Source organism: Kineococcus sp. NBC_00420 (genome assembly GCF_036021035.1).
GTDB lineage: Bacteria > Actinomycetota > Actinomycetes > Actinomycetales > Kineococcaceae > Kineococcus.
Genome location: NZ_CP107930.1, coordinates 4,187,097 through 4,202,766, shown reverse-complemented (window position 1 = coordinate 4,202,766; position 15,670 = coordinate 4,187,097). Strand labels below are relative to the sequence as shown.

Annotated in this window: 15 protein-coding genes, 2 tRNA genes and 1 pseudogene; 8 read left to right on the top strand and 10 right to left on the bottom strand. The window is 73.0% G+C overall.

Annotated features, from left to right (window positions below):
• Nucleotides 1-25 precede the first annotated feature (25 nt).
• A complete protein-coding gene (locus OG218_RS20740; protein WP_328295116.1) occupies nucleotides 26-2,257 on the bottom strand; it encodes a hypothetical protein in 2,232 nt (743 codons plus the stop codon).
• Between the two features lie 156 nt (nucleotides 2,258-2,413).
• On the opposite strand from OG218_RS20740, the gene OG218_RS20735 reads away from it, so the two are divergent.
• Complete coding sequence (locus tag OG218_RS20735; protein WP_380162190.1) at nucleotides 2,414-2,869, top strand: low molecular weight protein-tyrosine-phosphatase; 456 nt, start codon at nucleotides 2,414-2,416, stop codon at nucleotides 2,867-2,869.
• 6 nt (nucleotides 2,870-2,875) lie between these two features.
• Here the strand turns inward: OG218_RS20735 and OG218_RS20730 are convergent, their stop codons facing one another.
• Complete coding sequence (locus OG218_RS20730; protein ID WP_328295114.1) at nucleotides 2,876-4,240, bottom strand: sensor histidine kinase; 1,365 nt, start codon at nucleotides 4,238-4,240, stop codon at nucleotides 2,876-2,878.
• A gap of 3 nt (nucleotides 4,241-4,243) precedes the next feature.
• Nucleotides 4,244-4,939 (bottom strand): response regulator transcription factor, encoded by a 696-nt coding sequence (locus OG218_RS20725; RefSeq protein WP_328295113.1) that lies wholly within the window; start codon nucleotides 4,937-4,939, stop codon nucleotides 4,244-4,246.
• A 156-nt stretch (nucleotides 4,940-5,095) separates the two neighbouring features.
• Between OG218_RS20725 and OG218_RS20720 the strand changes: the two genes are divergently transcribed.
• Entirely contained in the window at nucleotides 5,096-5,959 is an 864-nt protein-coding gene (locus OG218_RS20720) for a hypothetical protein (protein ID WP_328295112.1), read from the top strand.
• Nucleotides 5,960-5,966: 7 nt separating this feature from the next.
• Here OG218_RS20720 and OG218_RS20715 read toward each other — a convergent pair whose 3' ends face one another.
• Nucleotides 5,967-6,947, bottom strand: a complete 981-nt coding sequence (locus OG218_RS20715; protein WP_328295111.1) for a GNAT family N-acetyltransferase — start codon at nucleotides 6,945-6,947, stop codon at nucleotides 5,967-5,969.
• Nucleotides 6,917-7,213, bottom strand: a pseudogene (locus tag OG218_RS20710) (methylated-DNA--[protein]-cysteine S-methyltransferase); the annotation flags it as partial. The gene OG218_RS20715 and the pseudogene OG218_RS20710, both read right to left, overlap by 31 nt.
• Before the next feature lie 176 nt (nucleotides 7,214-7,389).
• Between OG218_RS20710 and OG218_RS20705 the strand changes: the two are divergent.
• A complete protein-coding gene (locus OG218_RS20705) occupies nucleotides 7,390-7,797 on the top strand; it encodes a TIGR03618 family F420-dependent PPOX class oxidoreductase (protein WP_328295109.1) in 408 nt (135 codons plus the stop codon).
• Here OG218_RS20705 and OG218_RS20700 read toward each other — a convergent pair.
• The 4 genes from OG218_RS20700 to OG218_RS20685 form a co-directional block, all read right to left on the bottom strand.
• Nucleotides 7,794-8,234 (bottom strand): YdeI/OmpD-associated family protein, encoded by a 441-nt coding sequence (locus OG218_RS20700; RefSeq protein ID WP_328295108.1) that lies wholly within the window; start codon nucleotides 8,232-8,234, stop codon nucleotides 7,794-7,796. The two genes, OG218_RS20705 and OG218_RS20700, sit on opposite strands and share 4 nt — an antisense overlap.
• A 3-nt stretch (nucleotides 8,235-8,237) precedes the next feature.
• A complete protein-coding gene (locus OG218_RS20695) occupies nucleotides 8,238-9,710 on the bottom strand; it encodes a malate:quinone oxidoreductase (RefSeq protein WP_442906410.1) in 1,473 nt (490 codons plus the stop codon).
• Nucleotides 9,711-9,813: 103 nt separating this feature from the next.
• Nucleotides 9,814-11,760: an ArnT family glycosyltransferase gene (locus tag OG218_RS20690; RefSeq protein ID WP_328295106.1), complete on the bottom strand. Its 1,947-nt coding sequence runs from the start codon at nucleotides 11,758-11,760 to the stop codon at nucleotides 9,814-9,816.
• A gap of 70 nt (nucleotides 11,761-11,830) precedes the next feature.
• Nucleotides 11,831-12,925: a PrsW family intramembrane metalloprotease gene (locus OG218_RS20685; protein WP_328295105.1), complete on the bottom strand. Its 1,095-nt coding sequence runs from the start codon at nucleotides 12,923-12,925 to the stop codon at nucleotides 11,831-11,833.
• A gap of 66 nt (nucleotides 12,926-12,991) precedes the next feature.
• On the opposite strand from OG218_RS20685, the gene orn reads away from it, so the two are divergent.
• Nucleotides 12,992-13,612, top strand: a complete 621-nt coding sequence (orn, locus tag OG218_RS20680; RefSeq protein ID WP_328295104.1) for an oligoribonuclease — start codon at nucleotides 12,992-12,994, stop codon at nucleotides 13,610-13,612.
• 101 nt (nucleotides 13,613-13,713) lie between these two features.
• Nucleotides 13,714-13,789 (top strand) — tRNA-His (locus tag OG218_RS20675).
• A gap of 61 nt (nucleotides 13,790-13,850) precedes the next feature.
• On the opposite strand, the gene OG218_RS20670 is transcribed toward OG218_RS20675, so the two are convergent.
• On the bottom strand, nucleotides 13,851-14,486 hold the full coding sequence (locus OG218_RS20670) for a hypothetical protein (RefSeq protein ID WP_328295103.1): 636 nt from the start codon (nucleotides 14,484-14,486) through the stop codon (nucleotides 13,851-13,853).
• Between the two features lie 138 nt (nucleotides 14,487-14,624).
• Here OG218_RS20670 and OG218_RS20665 point away from each other — a divergent pair, with 138 nt between their 5' ends.
• The 3 genes from OG218_RS20665 to OG218_RS20655 all read left to right on the top strand — a co-directional run bounded on the left by OG218_RS20665 (nucleotide 14,625) and on the right by OG218_RS20655 (nucleotide 15,270).
• Nucleotides 14,625-14,792, top strand: coding sequence for a hypothetical protein (locus OG218_RS20665; protein ID WP_328295102.1), 168 nt, complete (start codon nucleotides 14,625-14,627; stop codon nucleotides 14,790-14,792).
• A 124-nt stretch (nucleotides 14,793-14,916) separates the two neighbouring features.
• Nucleotides 14,917-15,090 carry a hypothetical protein gene (locus OG218_RS20660; protein WP_328295101.1) on the top strand — a complete coding sequence of 58 codons (174 nt, stop codon included), beginning with the start codon at nucleotides 14,917-14,919 and terminating at the stop codon, nucleotides 15,088-15,090.
• Between the two features lie 107 nt (nucleotides 15,091-15,197).
• Nucleotides 15,198-15,270: transfer RNA gene (locus tag OG218_RS20655), tRNA-Lys, on the top strand.
• Nucleotides 15,271-15,670 lie beyond the last annotated feature (400 nt).

The window sequence follows — 15,670 nt, the reverse complement described above, 5'->3', positions numbered from 1 at the left end:
TTCCGGGGCCGTCCTGCGTCCGGGCTCAGGCGCCCGAACCACCGCCGGGCTGCAGGATCCCGTTGGCGAACATCTGGTACGGCGCGTAGGACGGCGCCGTCTCGGTCGGGTCGTCCGCGGTCACGAGCACCGCGGCGACGTCGGGGGTGAACCCGAGGACGAGCGAGACCGGAGCAACCGTCGTCCAGCCCCAGGGGGCCTTCACGACGGGCAGCTTCACCACGGACACCTGGTCGCCGGAGTACCCGACGAGCTGAACCGTCCAGCCCGCCACCGGGATCGGGTGCGCCTGGGTCAGCGACTGCCAGGTCGAGAGGTCCATCGCGTCGGGGAGTTCGTTCCCCCCGACACGGACCGACTTCACCGTCACGCCGGGGTTGGAGACCCCGCCGTCGGTGACGTAGCGCAGGGCCACGTCGACGGTCCGGCCGGCCACCGAGGAGGCGTCGAAGACGGTCTCACCGTTGACGACGCCGCTGAGCCCGCCCGTGGTGGGGTCGGCGTCGGCGGTGGGCAGGTTGACCCACGTCCCCGTCGCCTCGTCGTAGACCTGGACGTAGAAGTAGTCGTAGCCCTCCTCGGTGTCCAGGGCGAGGTCCAGCGTGATCGTCGGGTCGTCCGCGGGGACGTCGAGGGAACGCACGATCGCACGGTCGAGGTTGTCGCCCTTGCCCGAGGTGAGGTTCCCGTCCTCGGAGGTCCACTCGACCGGGCTGACCGGGTAGTTGCTCGCCCCGACGAAGCTCACGAAACCGTCGGAGAGGTAGCCGTCGAGGTTGCGCAGCCGGACGTAGTCCGCGCCGTTGACCGGGGCCCCGGGCGAGTCGTAGGCCTGCGGGGTGTCCCAGTTGACCATCCCGGACAGCGCGCCCGAGGTGAGGTCCGCGGCGTTCCCGTGCTTCACGCTCGCCCCGCCGTCGATCGCCGCGTCCACGGCGTTGGAGGCCAGGTAGGCGTGCAGGACGTCGAGGGCGTCGTCGTCGTAGCCGAACTGGTCGAGGACCTTCTGCAGACCGGCGAGCCCGTTCGCGGGTTCGTTGTGCAGGGCGCTCATGAACTCGTCACCACCGAAGTGGTCGGCGAGGTAGAGCATGAACGCGTAGGTGGCGCCGTAGTCCGCGAGGGTCTCCGGAGCGCCTTGGTCACCCCACTGGGTGACGGACTGCTCCGGGCCGCCGAAGCTCTGCGTGGGGTTCCAGCCGAAGAACGAGGAGAGGTGGCTGTCGGCCGTCGGGTCGTCCAGCGGGACCGACGGGTCGACGTAACCGACGAGGGTCTGCGCCCAGTCCGAGAGCCCCTCGTTGACCCAGTTGAACTCGTCGGAGTCGGTGTAGTACTGCAGCAGGTGCTGGTACTCGTGGGCGAAGGTGCCCTCGTAGTTGCGCACCCGGGGTTCACCGAGGCCGGGACGCTGCAGGAAGTCCGCGCAGGCCTGGTAGGCGGGGTCGTCGGAGTCGTCCGGCGGGTTGGTGCCGGTGCGGTGCAGCCAGTCGAACCCGTCGATGGTCATGACGTTGCGGTCGAGGAGCTCGTTGAACGTCGAGTAGAAGAACCCGCCGATGTAGGTGCGGCCGTTGACGTTGGTCGGGTCGTAGTAGTTCTGGTCGCGCACGTTGTCGATGAGCGCGACGGTCCGGTCCCCCTCGCCGTTCCAGTAGTCGGCCGGGTAGGTGCCGTCGGGGAAGAGCGAGCTGAACACCTGGTTCGACCCGTCGCGGTCGGGGGCGACCGAGAACGCCTCGGACTCCTTCGGCAGCATGTTGTCGTCGAACTCGTCGGCGAAGCTCTGGGCCTGGGCGTCGGTGACCGACGTCAGCGCCCCGTCGGAGAGGGTGTTGCGGCAGTCGCCCTCGGGGAAGCCGAGGTCGTCGGCGACCCAGACCTCGATGTGGTCGCCGAGACCCTTGAGGGTGTAACCGCGGACGTCGATGGCGGTGTCGAACACCTCGCCGTCGGGGGTGACGCCGCCGTCGATGAGGGACGGCCAGTCCTTCTCGTCACCGACCCGAACCCCACCGCCGCTGCGCGTCTGCGGGGCGGACAGCGTCGTCCGCGCGGCACCCGCCTCCGCCTGGGAGGTCAGCGGCAGCGGTCGCCCGTCCTGGTAGTTCCCGTCGACGAGCGTCATGTCGGAGGCCAGCGGCACCGACAGCAGGGACGGTTCGGCCGAGGCAGCGGTCGCCGACGCCGGGATCGCGAGCGCCGTCACCGACAGGGCGGCCAGGGCCAGTCGGCCGCCGCGCGAGGGGTGGACCATGAATCTCCTCCTGGGTCGTGGCACGGGTGACCCTTCCCCCGGAAGGGTCACGACCTGTGCGCGCTGTGAGCTTTCACCACTCACAGCCAGCCCACAAGGGGACGCGGCGGTCGAGTTCGACAGACTGTGCGGGTGAGCACCGATCCTCTGCGCATCATGACCGTCTGCACGGGCAACATCTGTCGTTCCCCGATCGCCGAGGTGGTCCTGCGTGACCGGCTCGCTGCGGCCGGGCTCGCCGAGCGGGTGGTGGTCGACTCCTCGGGCATCTCCGACGAGGAGGACGGCAACCCGATCGACCGGCGCGCCGCGGCGGTGCTGCGCGAACACGGCTACGAGGTGCCCACCCACCGGGCCCACCAGGTCACGGTCGACGAGATCGCGCACCGGGACCTGCTGCTGGCCATGACGTCCCGGCACGCGCAGTGGCTACGCAGCCGGGACCCCGACGCGGAGGTCCGGCTGTACCGGTCGTTCGAACCGGGCGCCGAGGGGTCCGGTCCGGACATGGCCGACCCCTGGTACGGCGGCCGCGAGGACTTCGAGCGGACCCTGGAACAGGTCGAGGCGGCGGCCGACGCCGTCGTGGAGCACGTGCGCCGGATGCTCTGACCCGCCTCAGCCCGCGGGCAGGGTGAGGACGAGCACGGCGCCGGCCGGGAGGTCCGGCGGCAGCGTCGGGTCGTCGGGGTCCGCGCAGCGCAGGTCCCCGCCCGCGGCGCGGGCCAGCCCGCGCGAGATCGACAACCCGAGCCCCGCTCCCCCGTCGCCGGTGCGGGAGGGGTCGAGGCGGACGAGGCGTTCGAAGACGAGTTCCCGGTCGGCGGGGGCGATGCCGGGCCCGTCGTCGGCCACGACGACCCGTCCCCAGCGGCCGTCGTCGGCGCGGTCGACCACGACGACGACGCGTCCCCCGGGCGCGGCGACGCGGGCGTTGGCGAGGAGGTTCACCACGACCCGGCGCACGTGTTCGGCGTCGGCGCGCAAGGGCACCGCGGCGGCCCGGACCTCCACGGGCGCCCCGGGTGCCGCGTCGTGGACGGCCGTGCGGACGACGTCGGCGAGGTCCAGCGGTGACGGCTGCGGGCGGACCTCCTCCAGCCGCGACACCGCGAGCAGGTCGCTCACCAACCGGCCCGCGCGGCGGGCCTCCCGCACGATCCGCACCGCGGCCTCCTCGCGCTGCTCGCGGGAGCCGCTGTCGAGCAGCAGCCGTTCCGCGGCGGCGACCACCGCGGCCAGCGGTGTCCGCAGGTCGTGGGCGGCGTCGGAGAGGAAGCGCTGCAACCGGTCCCGGGCCTGCGAGGCGCGGGACTCCGCGCCCTCGAGGGAGTCCAGCATCTCGTCGAAGGCGACCGCGACCCGTCCGAGTTCCGTTCCCGCCCGGTCCGGTGCCAGTCGTCGGCCGCGGTCGCCGGCGGCGATGGACCGGGCGGTGCGGGTCATCGTGTCCAGCGGGACGAGGGCCCGGCCCAGGAGCAACCAGAGAGCGAGGACGGCCACGACGACGCCGATGGCCCCACCCCACAGCATCGAGCGCCGGAACTGCGACCGGGCGTCCTCGACGGGGCGCAGCGAGGTCGTCACCTCCAGCACCCGCCCGTCGCCCAGCTCCCGCTCGACCCGCAGCAGGTCCCCGTCCTCGACGACGTCGGCCGCGGGACCGGGCGCGGCGGCAGCCGGGCCGGGGGGACCCGCCGCCGGGCCGGCACCGGGACCCGGTCGCCCCACGACGGTGCCCCCGTCGGTCTGCAGCTCCGCCGAGGCCCCGGCGGTGGCGAGGCGGTTCACCAGGGTCTGGTCGTCGACGACCCCGTCGAGCTGGACCCCGAGGTCGGCCAGCCCGACGAGTCGGGCGCGGGCGTCATCGCGCAGCCGCGAGCCCAGGTCGGCGTCGACGAAGACCCCGACGGCGAGCAGCAGCAGGACGACGACGGCGGCGGACACGGCGACGACCCGCCGTCGCAGTGAGACGGTGCGCACGCCTCACCCGTCCCGGCGGGGGGTGAGGTCGGCCCGCAGGACGTAGCCGATGCCGCGTTCGGTGTGCACGATGCGCGGTCCGTGCTCCTCCAGCTTGCGGCGCAGCGCACTGACGTGAACCTCGACGAGGTTCTGGTCGTAGTGCTCGTACCCCCAGACCTGGGTCAGCAGCTGCAACTTCGACAGGGTGCGTCCGCGGTGGCGGACGAGCTGGGCCAGCAGCCTGAACTCCGTGGCCGTCAGGTCGAGGCGCTCCCCCGCCCGCACCGCGACCGCGGCGGACTCGTCGAGGACGAGGTCGTCGACCTGCACGACCTGCGGTGCCCGCCCGGCGCGGCGCAGCACGGCCCGCAGCCGGACGAGGAGTTCCTCGACGGCGAAGGGTTTGACGAGGTAGTCGTCGGCGCCGGCGTCGAACCCCGACAACCGGTCGTCGACGGCGTCGCGGGCGGTGACGAAGACGACGGGGACGTCGCGGGGGACGCAGACCCGGCGGGCCAGCGAGAGACCGTCCTCGCCGGGGAGCATCACGTCGAGCACGGCGATGTCGGGACGGAAGGCGTCGAGGACGGCGGGCAGGTCGCTCCCGTCGGCCTGGCTGTGCACCACCATCCCGGCTGCGGTCAGCGCGGCGGCCACCGACTCCGCGATGAGGGGGTCGTCCTCGACGAAGAGGACGCGGACGGCGGTGGGGGGCACCCGCCGAACATCGCAGAGGCCGGAGCCGGCGGCCACACCGGAGCCTGAAGCCCGGCTGAAGAACGCGGCAGCGACGCCGCGCTTCAGGTCGACTTCAGGTCCACCGGGTCCAGTGGTCTCGACCGGGGAGAGACCCCGGACGACTGGAGGAACACCGTGTCGAACACCCCCCGTACCCGTGCTCGACTGCGCCGCACCGCGCTGGGCGCCCTCGTCGCCGCCACAGCGGTGGCCGGCGCCAGCGCGACCGCCTTCGCCGACGGCACCGCCACCCCGGCCCCCAGCACCACCAGTGGGACCAGCGGGACCGACACGACCCTGACGCCGCCCCCCGCTCCCGCGGGACCCGTGGGCCCGGCCGTCGACGACGCCCGGCACGCCCACGGCACCATCACGAGCCTCGACGGCGACACCCTCGTCGTCACCGGCCCCCAGGGTGAGACGGCGACCGTGACCCTGGACGACGACACGACCGTCGTCCTCGACCGGGGACCCGGCCTGGGCGAGGGCAGCGCCGACCGCTCCGCCCTCACCGTGGGCCAGCACGTGCACGCCGACCTCGTCAGCGAAGGCGGTGCCGCGCAGCGGGTCGTCGTCGAACCGTTGCGCGCCGACGGTGAGGTGACCGCCGTCGACGGCGAAACCGTCACCCTGAGCGGGCCCGACGGACGCACCGCCGTCGTCGACGTGGCCGGTGCCGAGGTGCTGGCCGACGGCGTCGCCGCCGACGCGTCCGCCATCGTCGTGGGGCAGCACGTGCACGCCGAGGCTGCCGCCGGTTCCGCGGTGTCCTCCGACGGATCCTTCACCGCGACCCGCGTCGAGGTCGGCCGGCCGACCCCGCCGACCCCGCCGGCCGGAGCTCCCACCCCGCCTGCTCCCGGCGCCGACGCGCCCGCCCCGCCCGCTCCGGGCACCGACGCACCCACCCCGCCGGCGGGATCGCCCGGCGCCCCCTCGACGGACGGCTCGACGCCGGCGGCGCCGACGACCTCGGCCGCGCCCACGACGGGGTCGTGACGCCCGCTCAGACGGCCTTGGCGTGCAGCGTCGCGCCGTGGGCCCGGACGTACCCGGCGCGTTCGTAGAGACCCACTGCGCCGGAGGGGTTCTCGGTGTCGACGTCGAGGGCCACCGCGGCCAGTCCGACCTCGGCGGCGCGGCGGGCGACGGCGGCCAGCAGGACCCCGGCCAGCCGGTGCCCGCGGTGGGTGCGTCGCACCCCGAGGGTGTCGAGGTGGGCCTCGCCGAAACCGAGCGCCGGCCAGTCGTCCTCGTGGGCGTGCACCGCGGCGTACCCGGCGATCTCCTCGCCGTGCAGGACGAGGTAGCTCCACGCGGGCCGGAACGTGGGGTTGTCGACGACGAGCAGCGACCAGTCCGCCGGGGTCAGCGGCTGCGAACCCCAGTGGTCGGCGAACACCTCGTTGTGCGCCTCCCGCAACCCCTCGGTGCCGTGCTCGTCCACCCGGACGAGGCGGTACCCCGCGGGCGGCTCGGGGGCGTCGGGCACGCCGGGACGCAGGTCCAGGCGCATCGTGCTGAAGTGGCGCCGAACGCCGAGTCCGCCGGCGGCGCAGAGGCGGGCGAGGTCCTTGCGGTCGTCGGCGGCCCACACCTGCAGGGCGGCGGGGACGTCCCGCCCGAGGTCGGCGCGGCGCCACGCCGTCCGCTCCCGGGCGGTCGCCTCGGCCCAGGCCAGCAGTTCGCGACCCACGCCCCGCCCGCGCCAGGCGGGGTCGACGACCCCGGTGAAGTGCAGCCGCAGGTGCTCGGTGTCCCCGAGGCGCAGTCCGAGCCAGCCGAGCGCCCGCAGTTCCCCGGCCTCGTCGAAACCCCCGGTGCTCTGCCGCGCGGGGTCGAAACCCTCACCGACCAGGCGGGAGCGCAACGACGCCTCGCCCTCCCGGGAGTGGGGGTGGTCGAGGGCGGCGGCACGTTCCTCCAGCCGCCACCACGCGGGCACGTCGTCGAGGGTCAGCGGACGCGAGGAGAGACCGGGCAGCACGGTCCCAGGACTACCACGTCCTGGAACAGGCGCCCCGCGTCGTCCGCGGCGGGTTCCTCCAGGACGAGCAGGAAGCGCTTGCACCACAACCCGTCCGCGTACTCGACGAGCGCCCCGTCGTGACCGACGACGCGGTGGCAGGGCACGACGATCGAGATCGGGTTGCGACCGTTCGCGACCCCCACGGCCTGGGCGTGCCCGACCCCGCCGAGGCGTCAGGCGACGGCCCCGTACGTCGACGTCTCGCCGTAGGGGATCTCGCGCAGCGCCGCTCCCCCGCGAAGTACCCCGCGAGCTGGCCGGCGACGTCGTCGTCGTCGAAGGCGGTGTCGTCGCGTTCGGCGGGTCCGGCGGGGCGAGCACGGTCCAGCGCACCAGGTTCCTCCCCGCGGACGGTGTCGTACGGTGCTCAGCGTCCCACCCGCGCACCCCTGGAGGAACCGTGCCCAAGCCCCCGCTGCCCGACGACGTCGCGGCGCTGTTCGCGAAGCCGAACCCGGCCGTCATGGCGACGATCCACCCCGACGGCCACCCGGTGACCGTCGCGACCTGGTACCTGTTCGAGGACGGCAGGCTGCTGCTGAACCTCGACGCGAGCCGCGCCCGGCTGCGGCACCTGAAGGCGAACCCGAAGGTCTCGCTGACCGCGCTGGCCGAGGGCGACTGGTACACCCACGTCAGCGTGCAGGGGGACGTCGTGGAGGTCCGCGACGACACCGACCTCGCCGACATCGACCGGGTCTCCACCCACTACACCGGTCGCCCCTACCCCAACCGCGACAGCCCGCGGGTGACGGTCATCGTCGAGATCGGCAACTGGCACGGCTGGGGTGCGGTGAAGAACGACTAGCGGGAGAGGTCGCTGACGACCTTCTCGACGCGGCGCATGCGCGTCGCCTCCGCCTTGGCCCCCTCGACGGAGGTGACGTGCGCCTTGCGGGCCGAGGGCGACAGCGCCTCGAACGCGGCGCTCAGACCGGCCCCTTCGAGGGCCCGGGCGAGGTCGGGTGGTACCTCGACCGTGCGCGGTGCGGTGTCGAGGTCGAGGGTGACCTCGAGCTCGTCACCGGCCGCCACCCCCGACGCCGCCCGCACCTCGGCGCTGATCGGGACGAGGCTGCGGCCGCCCATGACCCCGACCGTCGTGCGGTAGCTGTACCCCGCGAAGGTGACGACGACCGCCGGCCGCTTCCCGCCGTCCAGCGCCTGGACGACGTCCGCCGGGACCTCGATCCCGGTCGCGGTCGTGCGGTGCAGTTCCACGGTCGCGGTGAACGAGACCGCCACGGCTCAGGCCGCCAGCTTGAGGACGTCGCTGGTGCGGGACAGCGTCTTCGTGAGGAGGTCGGTGTCGTCGGAGAGCTTCGTGCCGTAGGAGGGCACCATCGCCTCCAACCGGGAACGCCAGAGGTCCTGGTGGGCCGGGAAGCACTGCCGCAGCAGCCGCAGCATCACCTCGACGGCCGTCGAGGCCCCCGGGGAGGCACCGAGCAGCGCCGCGACGGAACCGTCGGCGGCGTGGACAAGTTCGGTGCCGAACTGCAGCACCCCGCCGCGCTTGCCCTTCTTGATGACCTGGACCCGCTGACCCGCGGTCAGCAGCTCCCAGTCCTCGGCGCGGGCGTCGGGGTAGAAGATCTTCAGCGCGTCGAGGCGCTGGTCCATCGACTGCACGATCTGCTTGCCCAGGTAGGTCATGAGCGAGACGTTGTCGCGGGCCACGGCGAGCATCGGCAGCAGGTTGTGCGGGCGCACGGACAGCGGCAGGTCCAGCAGCGAACCCTGCTTCAGGAACTTCGGCGAGAACCCGGCGTAGGGCCCGAACATCAGGGCCTTCCGGCCGTGGTCGTAGCGGGTGTCCAGGTGCGGCACCGACATCGGCGGCGCCCCCACCTCGGCCTGCCCGTAGACCTTGGCCCCGTGCTCGGCGATCACGTCGGGGTTCGTGCACCGCAACCACTGGCCGCTGACGGGGAACCCGCCGAAACCCTCGCCCTCGGGGATGCCGCTGCGCTGCAGCAGGTGCAGCGCTCCACCGCCGGAACCGACGAACACGAACGGGGTGGCGATCTCGAAGCTTCCGGTCGAACTCGCCCCCAGGACGGTCCAGCCCGAACCACGACGACGCAGGTCCTTGACCGTGTACCCGGTGAGGAGCTCCACGCCCGCCTTCGCGGCGCCCGTGAACAACTGCTTGGTGAGGGAGCCGAAGTCGACGTCCGTCCCTGCGTCGGCCCGGGTCGCGGCGACCTTCTCCCCGACACCGCGGCCCTGGGTGAGCAGCGGGGCCCACTCCCCGATCGTGGCCTGGTCCTCGGCCCACTCCATCCCCGCGAACAACGGGTGCCGGCTCAGCGCTTCGTGGCGGGCGCGGAGGAACTCGACGTCCCCGCCGCGGACGAAGCTCATGTGCGGGACGGAGTTGATGAAGTCGCGGGGGTCGGGGAGGACCCCCTCCTCGACGAGGTGGGACCAGAACTGGCGCGACAACTGGAACTGCTCGTTGATGGCGACGGCCTTGCTGATCTCGACCCCGCCGTCGGCCGTGGCCGGGGTGTAGTTCAGCTCGCACAGCGCGGAGTGGCCGGTGCCGGCGTTGTTCCACATGTCCGAGCTCTCGGCCCCGACGGTGTCGAGCTTCTCCAGGACCAGGACCTTCCAGTCCGGCTCCACCTCGGCCAGCATCGTCGCGAGCGTGGCGCTCATGACCCCGCCCCCGATGAGCACGGCGTCGTAGCGGTTCGATGCGGGCACGAGACTCACCCTCGTTGGTAGGAGATCGTCGGACCACCGAAGGTTACGACCTGGACGCACCGGGGCGCCGCCCGGGAGTCCGGGCGGCGCCCCAGTGTGAGGTAGCTCTCGCTCAGCTGGTGGTGGCCGAGCTGAGCGGCTGTGTGAGGTCGTAGACGGTCTGCCCGCCCACGGTCAGCGCGGTGTAGTTCGCCGCGACCCACTCCTGGATCTTCGTGACGTCGGAGTCCCTGCCGCCGCCCTGCCTGCCGCCACCCATCCCGCCACCACCGACCAGGTAGTGGACGTCGCCGTCGGCGACGTACTGCTGGAACTGCGCGAGCGTCGGGGTCGGGTCGTCGCTCCAGCCGCCCATCGCCATGACGGCGGTGTCGCTGGCCAGTTCGAGCGAGGCCGCCGACTGCGATCCGGACACCGCCGCCGCCCAGGTCGTGCCCGCGTCCTGCAGGAGGGTCACGAGGTCACTGCTGGTGGTCGCCGCACCCGGCGCCTGGCCCGTGCTGCCGTCCTGGGGCCGCCCCGCGAACCCGCCGGCCCCGCCGAATCCCCCGCCCGTGCCGCTGCCGGCCGCAGCGCCCGACGGTCCGACGGTGGGGATGGACCCGGTGTGCGCGGTGGCCGCGGTGGCCACCGCGTAGGACGCCGACCCGCCCAGGCCGACGATCGTGCCCGAGAGCACCAGGACGATCGCGAGCCTGCGCATCCGCACCGGGGTCACGACGAACCCGGTCGCCAGCGCGACGGTCACCAGCATCAGCAGCCAGCCCGCCCACACCCAGGTCCCGTTGCGGTGCAGCAGGACGAAGGCCCAGACGCCGGCCGAGGCGAGGACCAGCGCGAGGCCGACCCGGGCCAGGATCCGCGTCCGAGCGGCCCAGAGGACCTGCCCGCCACCGGCGGCGAGCGCCGCGACGGCCGGGGCCAGCGCCACCGTGTAGTACGGGTGGACGGTCCCTTCCATGTAGGCGAAGGTCAGCCCGGAGACGACCAGCCAGCCGCCCCACATGATCAGCGAGGCGCGCCGCAGGTCGGTGCGCGGTGCGCGACCCCGGGCGATCAGCCCGAGGACCAGGGCGAGCAGCGCCGCGGGCAGCAGCCAGGAGATCTCGTTGCCCATCTCGGAGGAGAACAGGCGCTGCCAGGTCGCGGTACCGCCGAAGCTGGACCCCGGCGTCCCGCCGGACATCCCGCCGCCGCCCCCGCCGTTGCCGTCGGAGCCGAGGATGCGCCCGAGGCCGTTGTAGCCGAGGACGAGGTCCATGACGGTGCCGTCGGTGGAACCGCCGATGTAGGGCTTCTCCCCCGGCCAGACGGTGACCGCGAGGACCCACCAGCCGGCGGCGACGACGACCGCGGCGGCCGCACCGAGCAGGTGCAGGACGCGCCTGCCGAGTCCCGTCGGCGCCGCCCACAGGTAGACCAGCGCCAGACCGGGCAGGACGAGGAAGCCCTGCAGCATCTTGGTGAGGAAGGCGAACCCGATCGCGACCCCGGCCCAGGCCAGCCACTTCCACGACGCCCTCTCCGTCGCCCGCACGGTGCAGTAGGCCGCGAGGGTCATGAGCAGCACGAGCAGCGCGTCGGGGTTGTCGAAGCGGAAGATCAGCGCGGCCGCGGGGGTCAGGGCGAGGGCCGCCCCGGCGATCAGGCCGGCGACCGGCCCGTGCCAGCGGCGGACCGCGGCGTTGACCAGCCACACCGCGCCGACCCCCTCGAGGGCCTGCGGGACGAGCAGCGACCAGCTGCTGAACCCGAAGACGCGCGCGGCGATCCCGCTGACCCACAGCGAGGCCGGCGGTTTGTCGACGGTGATGAAGTTCTGGGTGTCGATCGAGCCGAAGAACCAGGCCTTCCAGCTCTGCGACCCGGCCTGCACGGCCGCCGCGTAGAAGCTGTTCGCGTAGCCGGAGGCCGAGAGGTCGACGAGGTAGAGGACGCCCGTCGCCGCCAGCAGCGCGATCGTCGCCCAGCGGACCCAGTGCGGGTGGTGGGCTCGCCCCGTGGGCGGCGCGGCCGGTCCCGTGCCCGCGTCGCCGCGCGCCGTCGTGGTGGTGGTCATGCCGAGACGTTCGGCCACGACCTTGCCGTCGCGCCCAGGACCGGCTGTGAACGGCCCGTGAGCCTGGGCGCTACGGCAGCAGCCCCAGCACCGCCGTCCGCTGCACCGCGAGCCGCTCGAGCAGTTCCAGCTCCTCCTCCGGGCTCGACGCGCTCGTCCCCCGCCGCATCCGGTCGCGCCGGAAGGCCAGTTCCGTCGCCGTCTCCTGGAAGTCGCGCACGGCCCGCACCGCGTCACGCCCCCCGGCGCCGGAGGCCACGGAGCGCGCCCGCCGCCGCCCGGTACCGGAGGCGAGCATCGCGACCTCCGCCTCCCCCAGCCACCCCGTCCGGACGTAGACCTGCAGGTGGCGACCGATGAGCCGCGCCTCGCGCACCCGGGCCGCGAGCGCCACCGCCACGGCCGCGGCGAACACGGGGACCTGCAGCAGCAGGAAGACCTCGATGAAGTTCGCCGTGCCCGACCCCGCGCTGGCGTTCCACAGCGCGTGCAGCACGGCGGCCACCAGCAGCCCCAGCAGCGGCGCCCCGACGCGGTACGAGGCCCGGCGGTGGCGGGCCGCGACCCCCAACCCGACCCCCACGGCCATCGTGAACAGCGGGTGCGCGAAGGGCGACACCAGGCAGCGCAGCACGAACACCACCACCAGCGACGCCGGCTGGTCGTCCCCCAGGGCGCGGCCGAGGTAGAGGACGTTCTCCAGGTAGGCGAACCCGACCCCGACGAACGCCGCGTAGACGATCCCGTCCACGACCCCGTCGAACTGCCGGCGCTGCTTGAGCAGGAGCAGCAGGACCCCGAGCCCCTTGAGCGTCTCCTCGACGACCGGTGCGACGAAGACGGAGGTGTTCGTCACGTCCCCCACCGAGCGGTCCAGCAACCGCGAGACCCCGGTGTTCAGGACGAGCGCGCCCAGGCTCGCGACGCAGGCGCCCCAGCCGAACGCGAAGGCGAGCAGGTGCGGGGGTTCGGCCTCGTGCCGGTCCAGCCAGAGGACGGTCGCGAGCACCGGGCCGACCGGGACGGCGGCCAGCGCCAGCCCCGGCAGCACCCCCCGGAGGCCGACCTCCATGGTCACCGCGGTGAGGCTGAGCAGCCCGCAGACCACGAGCACGAGGACGCTCAACGGGAGCAGCGCGGACGCGCGGACGCGCGGCGCCGACATGCGTCGAGGGTAAGGGCTGGCCCGTCACCCACTCCTCCTGCTCCGGCGGACCTCTAGTCTGAGCCCGTGAGCAACGACAAGGTCACCGAGCGCATCGTCTGGATCGACTGCGAGATGACCGGGCTGAGCCTGACCGAGGACGCACTCGTCGAGGTGGCCGTGCTGGTCACCGACGCCGACCTCAACGTCCTCGGCGACGGCGTCGACGTGGTCATCAAGCCCCCCGCGGAGACGCTGGTCGACATGGACAAGGTCGTCGTCGACATGCACACCTCCTCCGGGCTGCTCGACGAGATCCCCCACGGCAAGACGCTGGCGGAGGCCGAGCAGATCGTCCTGGAGTACGTGCGGAAGTGGGTCCCCGAGCCCCGCAAGGCGCCGCTGGCCGGCAGTTCGGTCCACACCGACCGCGCGTTCCTGGCCCGCGACATGCTGCAGCTGACGGACCACCTGCACTACCGGCTGATCGACGTGTCCTCGCTCAAGGAACTCGCCAAGCGCTGGTTCCCGCGGGTGTACTTCAACACCCCGAGCAAGCACGGCGGTCACCGGGCGCTCGCGGACATCCGCGAGAGCATCCAGGAGCTGAAGTACTACCGCGAGGTGCTGTTCGTGGCGGACCCCGGCCCGGACTCCGAGACGGCGAAGGCCGCGGGCGCGAAGTTCGAGCTCAAACCCCAGGCCTGACCCGTTCGGCAGGGTGCGCCGGGAATCCTGTCCCGGAGCAGCCCGGCGCCCGTGTATCCTCGACCCGTCACGTGAGCCGCGCAGCGGTCGAGCGTGCCGTGGTGGGTGTAGCTCAGCTGGTAGAGCACCTGGTTGTGGTCCAGGAAGTCGCGGGTTCAAGTCCCGTCACTCACCCCACGTGCGAAGGGCCCCGACGTCGTCGGGGCCCTTCGTCGTTCCCGGTCGCGTCAGCGGGGGGTCAGGGTCGTTCGGTGCGGTCGGTGACCCCGAACCGCGCGTGCCCGATCCCGATCAGCTGTTCCCGCAGCCAGACGAGGTAGGCGTCCCGGTCGGCTCGCAGGCCGAGGGAGATGACCGGCTGGCCGACGACGTCCCAGTGGTGCGAGCCGGCCACGGGCAGGACGATCACCTGCAGGAAGAACGGCCGGATGCGGCGTCCGAGCTCGTGCTCGACGTCGGTGAGCAGGTTGGTCTCGAACAGCGCCGTCGCGGTGCGGGTGATGATGCGCTTCTCCACCTCGCGGGCGCGGGCGCACCAGGTGACGGCGTCGTCCATCCCCAGTTCGGCCAGGCCGCGCAGTTCGGGCATCCCGTTCAGTCCCGGGTAGCGGGGCGGCAGGATCGAGGTGAGGGCGTCGGCCCCGCCGGGGAAGGACCGGGCCCACCAGGTGGCCCACTGCCGTCCCGCGGTCTCGAGGCCGGCGACGTCGGCGCCCGCGGTGTGCAGCGGGATGGACACCGGGTCCAGCGGCGGGAGGTCGGGCAGCAGGGGCGAGGTCGGGGGCCGCAGGCCCGCCGCGTCGCGGAGGTGCAGGGCCAGCAGCAGCGACTGGGGCATGGTGAGGTCGATCCCCCACCGCCCCTCGCTGCGCACCTGCCCACTGTGCTCCGGTGGTGGGCGGTCGGCCACCTGATTGCCCCCTGGACGTCGCCCGGGGTCATCCCAGCGGGTGATGCCCGGCTACGGCGCGAGGGTGATGTGCCGCCCCCGGCCGCTCCCTACGGTGTGATCATGACCGCTCCGGTGCTGACCCGTTACCCGCTCGACGCCGCCGCCACCCGGCGCCGGCGACGACGGATCGCCGCGGTCGTGGCCGTGCGCCGTGAGCAGTCGCACGGTCGACGCGTTCAGCCCAGCGCCTTCGGCACCCACCGGGGTGAACCGTTGCACGCGCGGTGACCCTGCCCCGGAACTCTGCGCCGGACGGGTCCTCCGCCCGGGCGGACTCTCAAGGAAGGGCTCACGGACGACGAACACATGTGCGTCCCCTGTTCGCGGGGGGTGTCGATCCTCGGGAGGACGCATGACGCACGACAAGACCCAGGCGGACGCGATGAGCGAGCCGGTGATGGAGATGCTCTCCGAGCACATCCCGCTGTCGCTCATCATGGACATGGCTTCGCCCGACGGCCCGCACTCCGCGGAGCTGCTGGAGTCCGAGGGCCTGCCCGACGAGGAGTGGTGGAAGCAGGACTGATCCTGCGCACCGCACGAGGTCCGGGTTCCCGGGGGCACGCCCCCTCTCGCTCCCCCGGGGACCGGATTTCGTGGCACGGCCAGGTGACTGGTAGAGTTCCTCTCGTTGCGCCATTAGCTCAATTGGCAGAGCAGCTGACTCTTAATCAGCGGGTTCCTGGTTCGAGTCCAGGATGGCGCACTCGGCTCTATCTGCAGGGATCGTCCTCTGCAGCACAGGATCTCGGCTCCCCACGGAGCCGGGATCCTTTGTCGTTCTCCCCCCACCCAGCGGCGCGAGCCGCGGTTCGCGGTTCGTGTGACGCAGATCATGCGATCAGGACGGGAGCACCTCGCCTGTCGACCCCCCCGGCGAAGACCGCGGCCAGCAGGCCCGGGAACCGGGCCTCGAGGTCCCCGCCGGCCTCCTGCCCGACATCGCCAGATCCCTGGACGTGACCGAGGCGGTCGCGGGCCGGACGGTCACGGTCTACGCCCTCGCGACCGCGGTCAGCGCCATCCCCCGAGCGCCGCCCTCCGGCGGTGGAACCGCGCAACCGTCCCCCTGACCGGGTTGGTGGCCTTCGTGGTCGCCGACCTCG

Excerpts from the sequence above, each read along its gene's own strand:
- OG218_RS20740 (WP_328295116.1), bottom strand. The coding sequence starts at position 2,257 with ATGGTCCACCCCTCGCGCGGCGGCCGACTGGCCCTGGCCGCCCTGTCG.
- OG218_RS20735 (WP_380162190.1), top strand. The coding sequence starts at position 2,414 with ATGACCGTCTGCACGGGCAACATCTGTCGTTCCCCGATCGCCGAGGTG.
- OG218_RS20690 (WP_328295106.1), bottom strand. The coding sequence starts at position 11,760 with ATGACCACCACCACGACGGCGCGCGGCGACGCGGGCACGGGACCGGCC.
- OG218_RS20685 (WP_328295105.1), bottom strand. The coding sequence starts at position 12,925 with ATGTCGGCGCCGCGCGTCCGCGCGTCCGCGCTGCTCCCGTTGAGCGTC.
- OG218_RS20665 (WP_328295102.1), top strand. The coding sequence starts at position 14,625 with ATGACCGCTCCGGTGCTGACCCGTTACCCGCTCGACGCCGCCGCCACC.
- OG218_RS20660 (WP_328295101.1), top strand. The coding sequence starts at position 14,917 with ATGACGCACGACAAGACCCAGGCGGACGCGATGAGCGAGCCGGTGATG.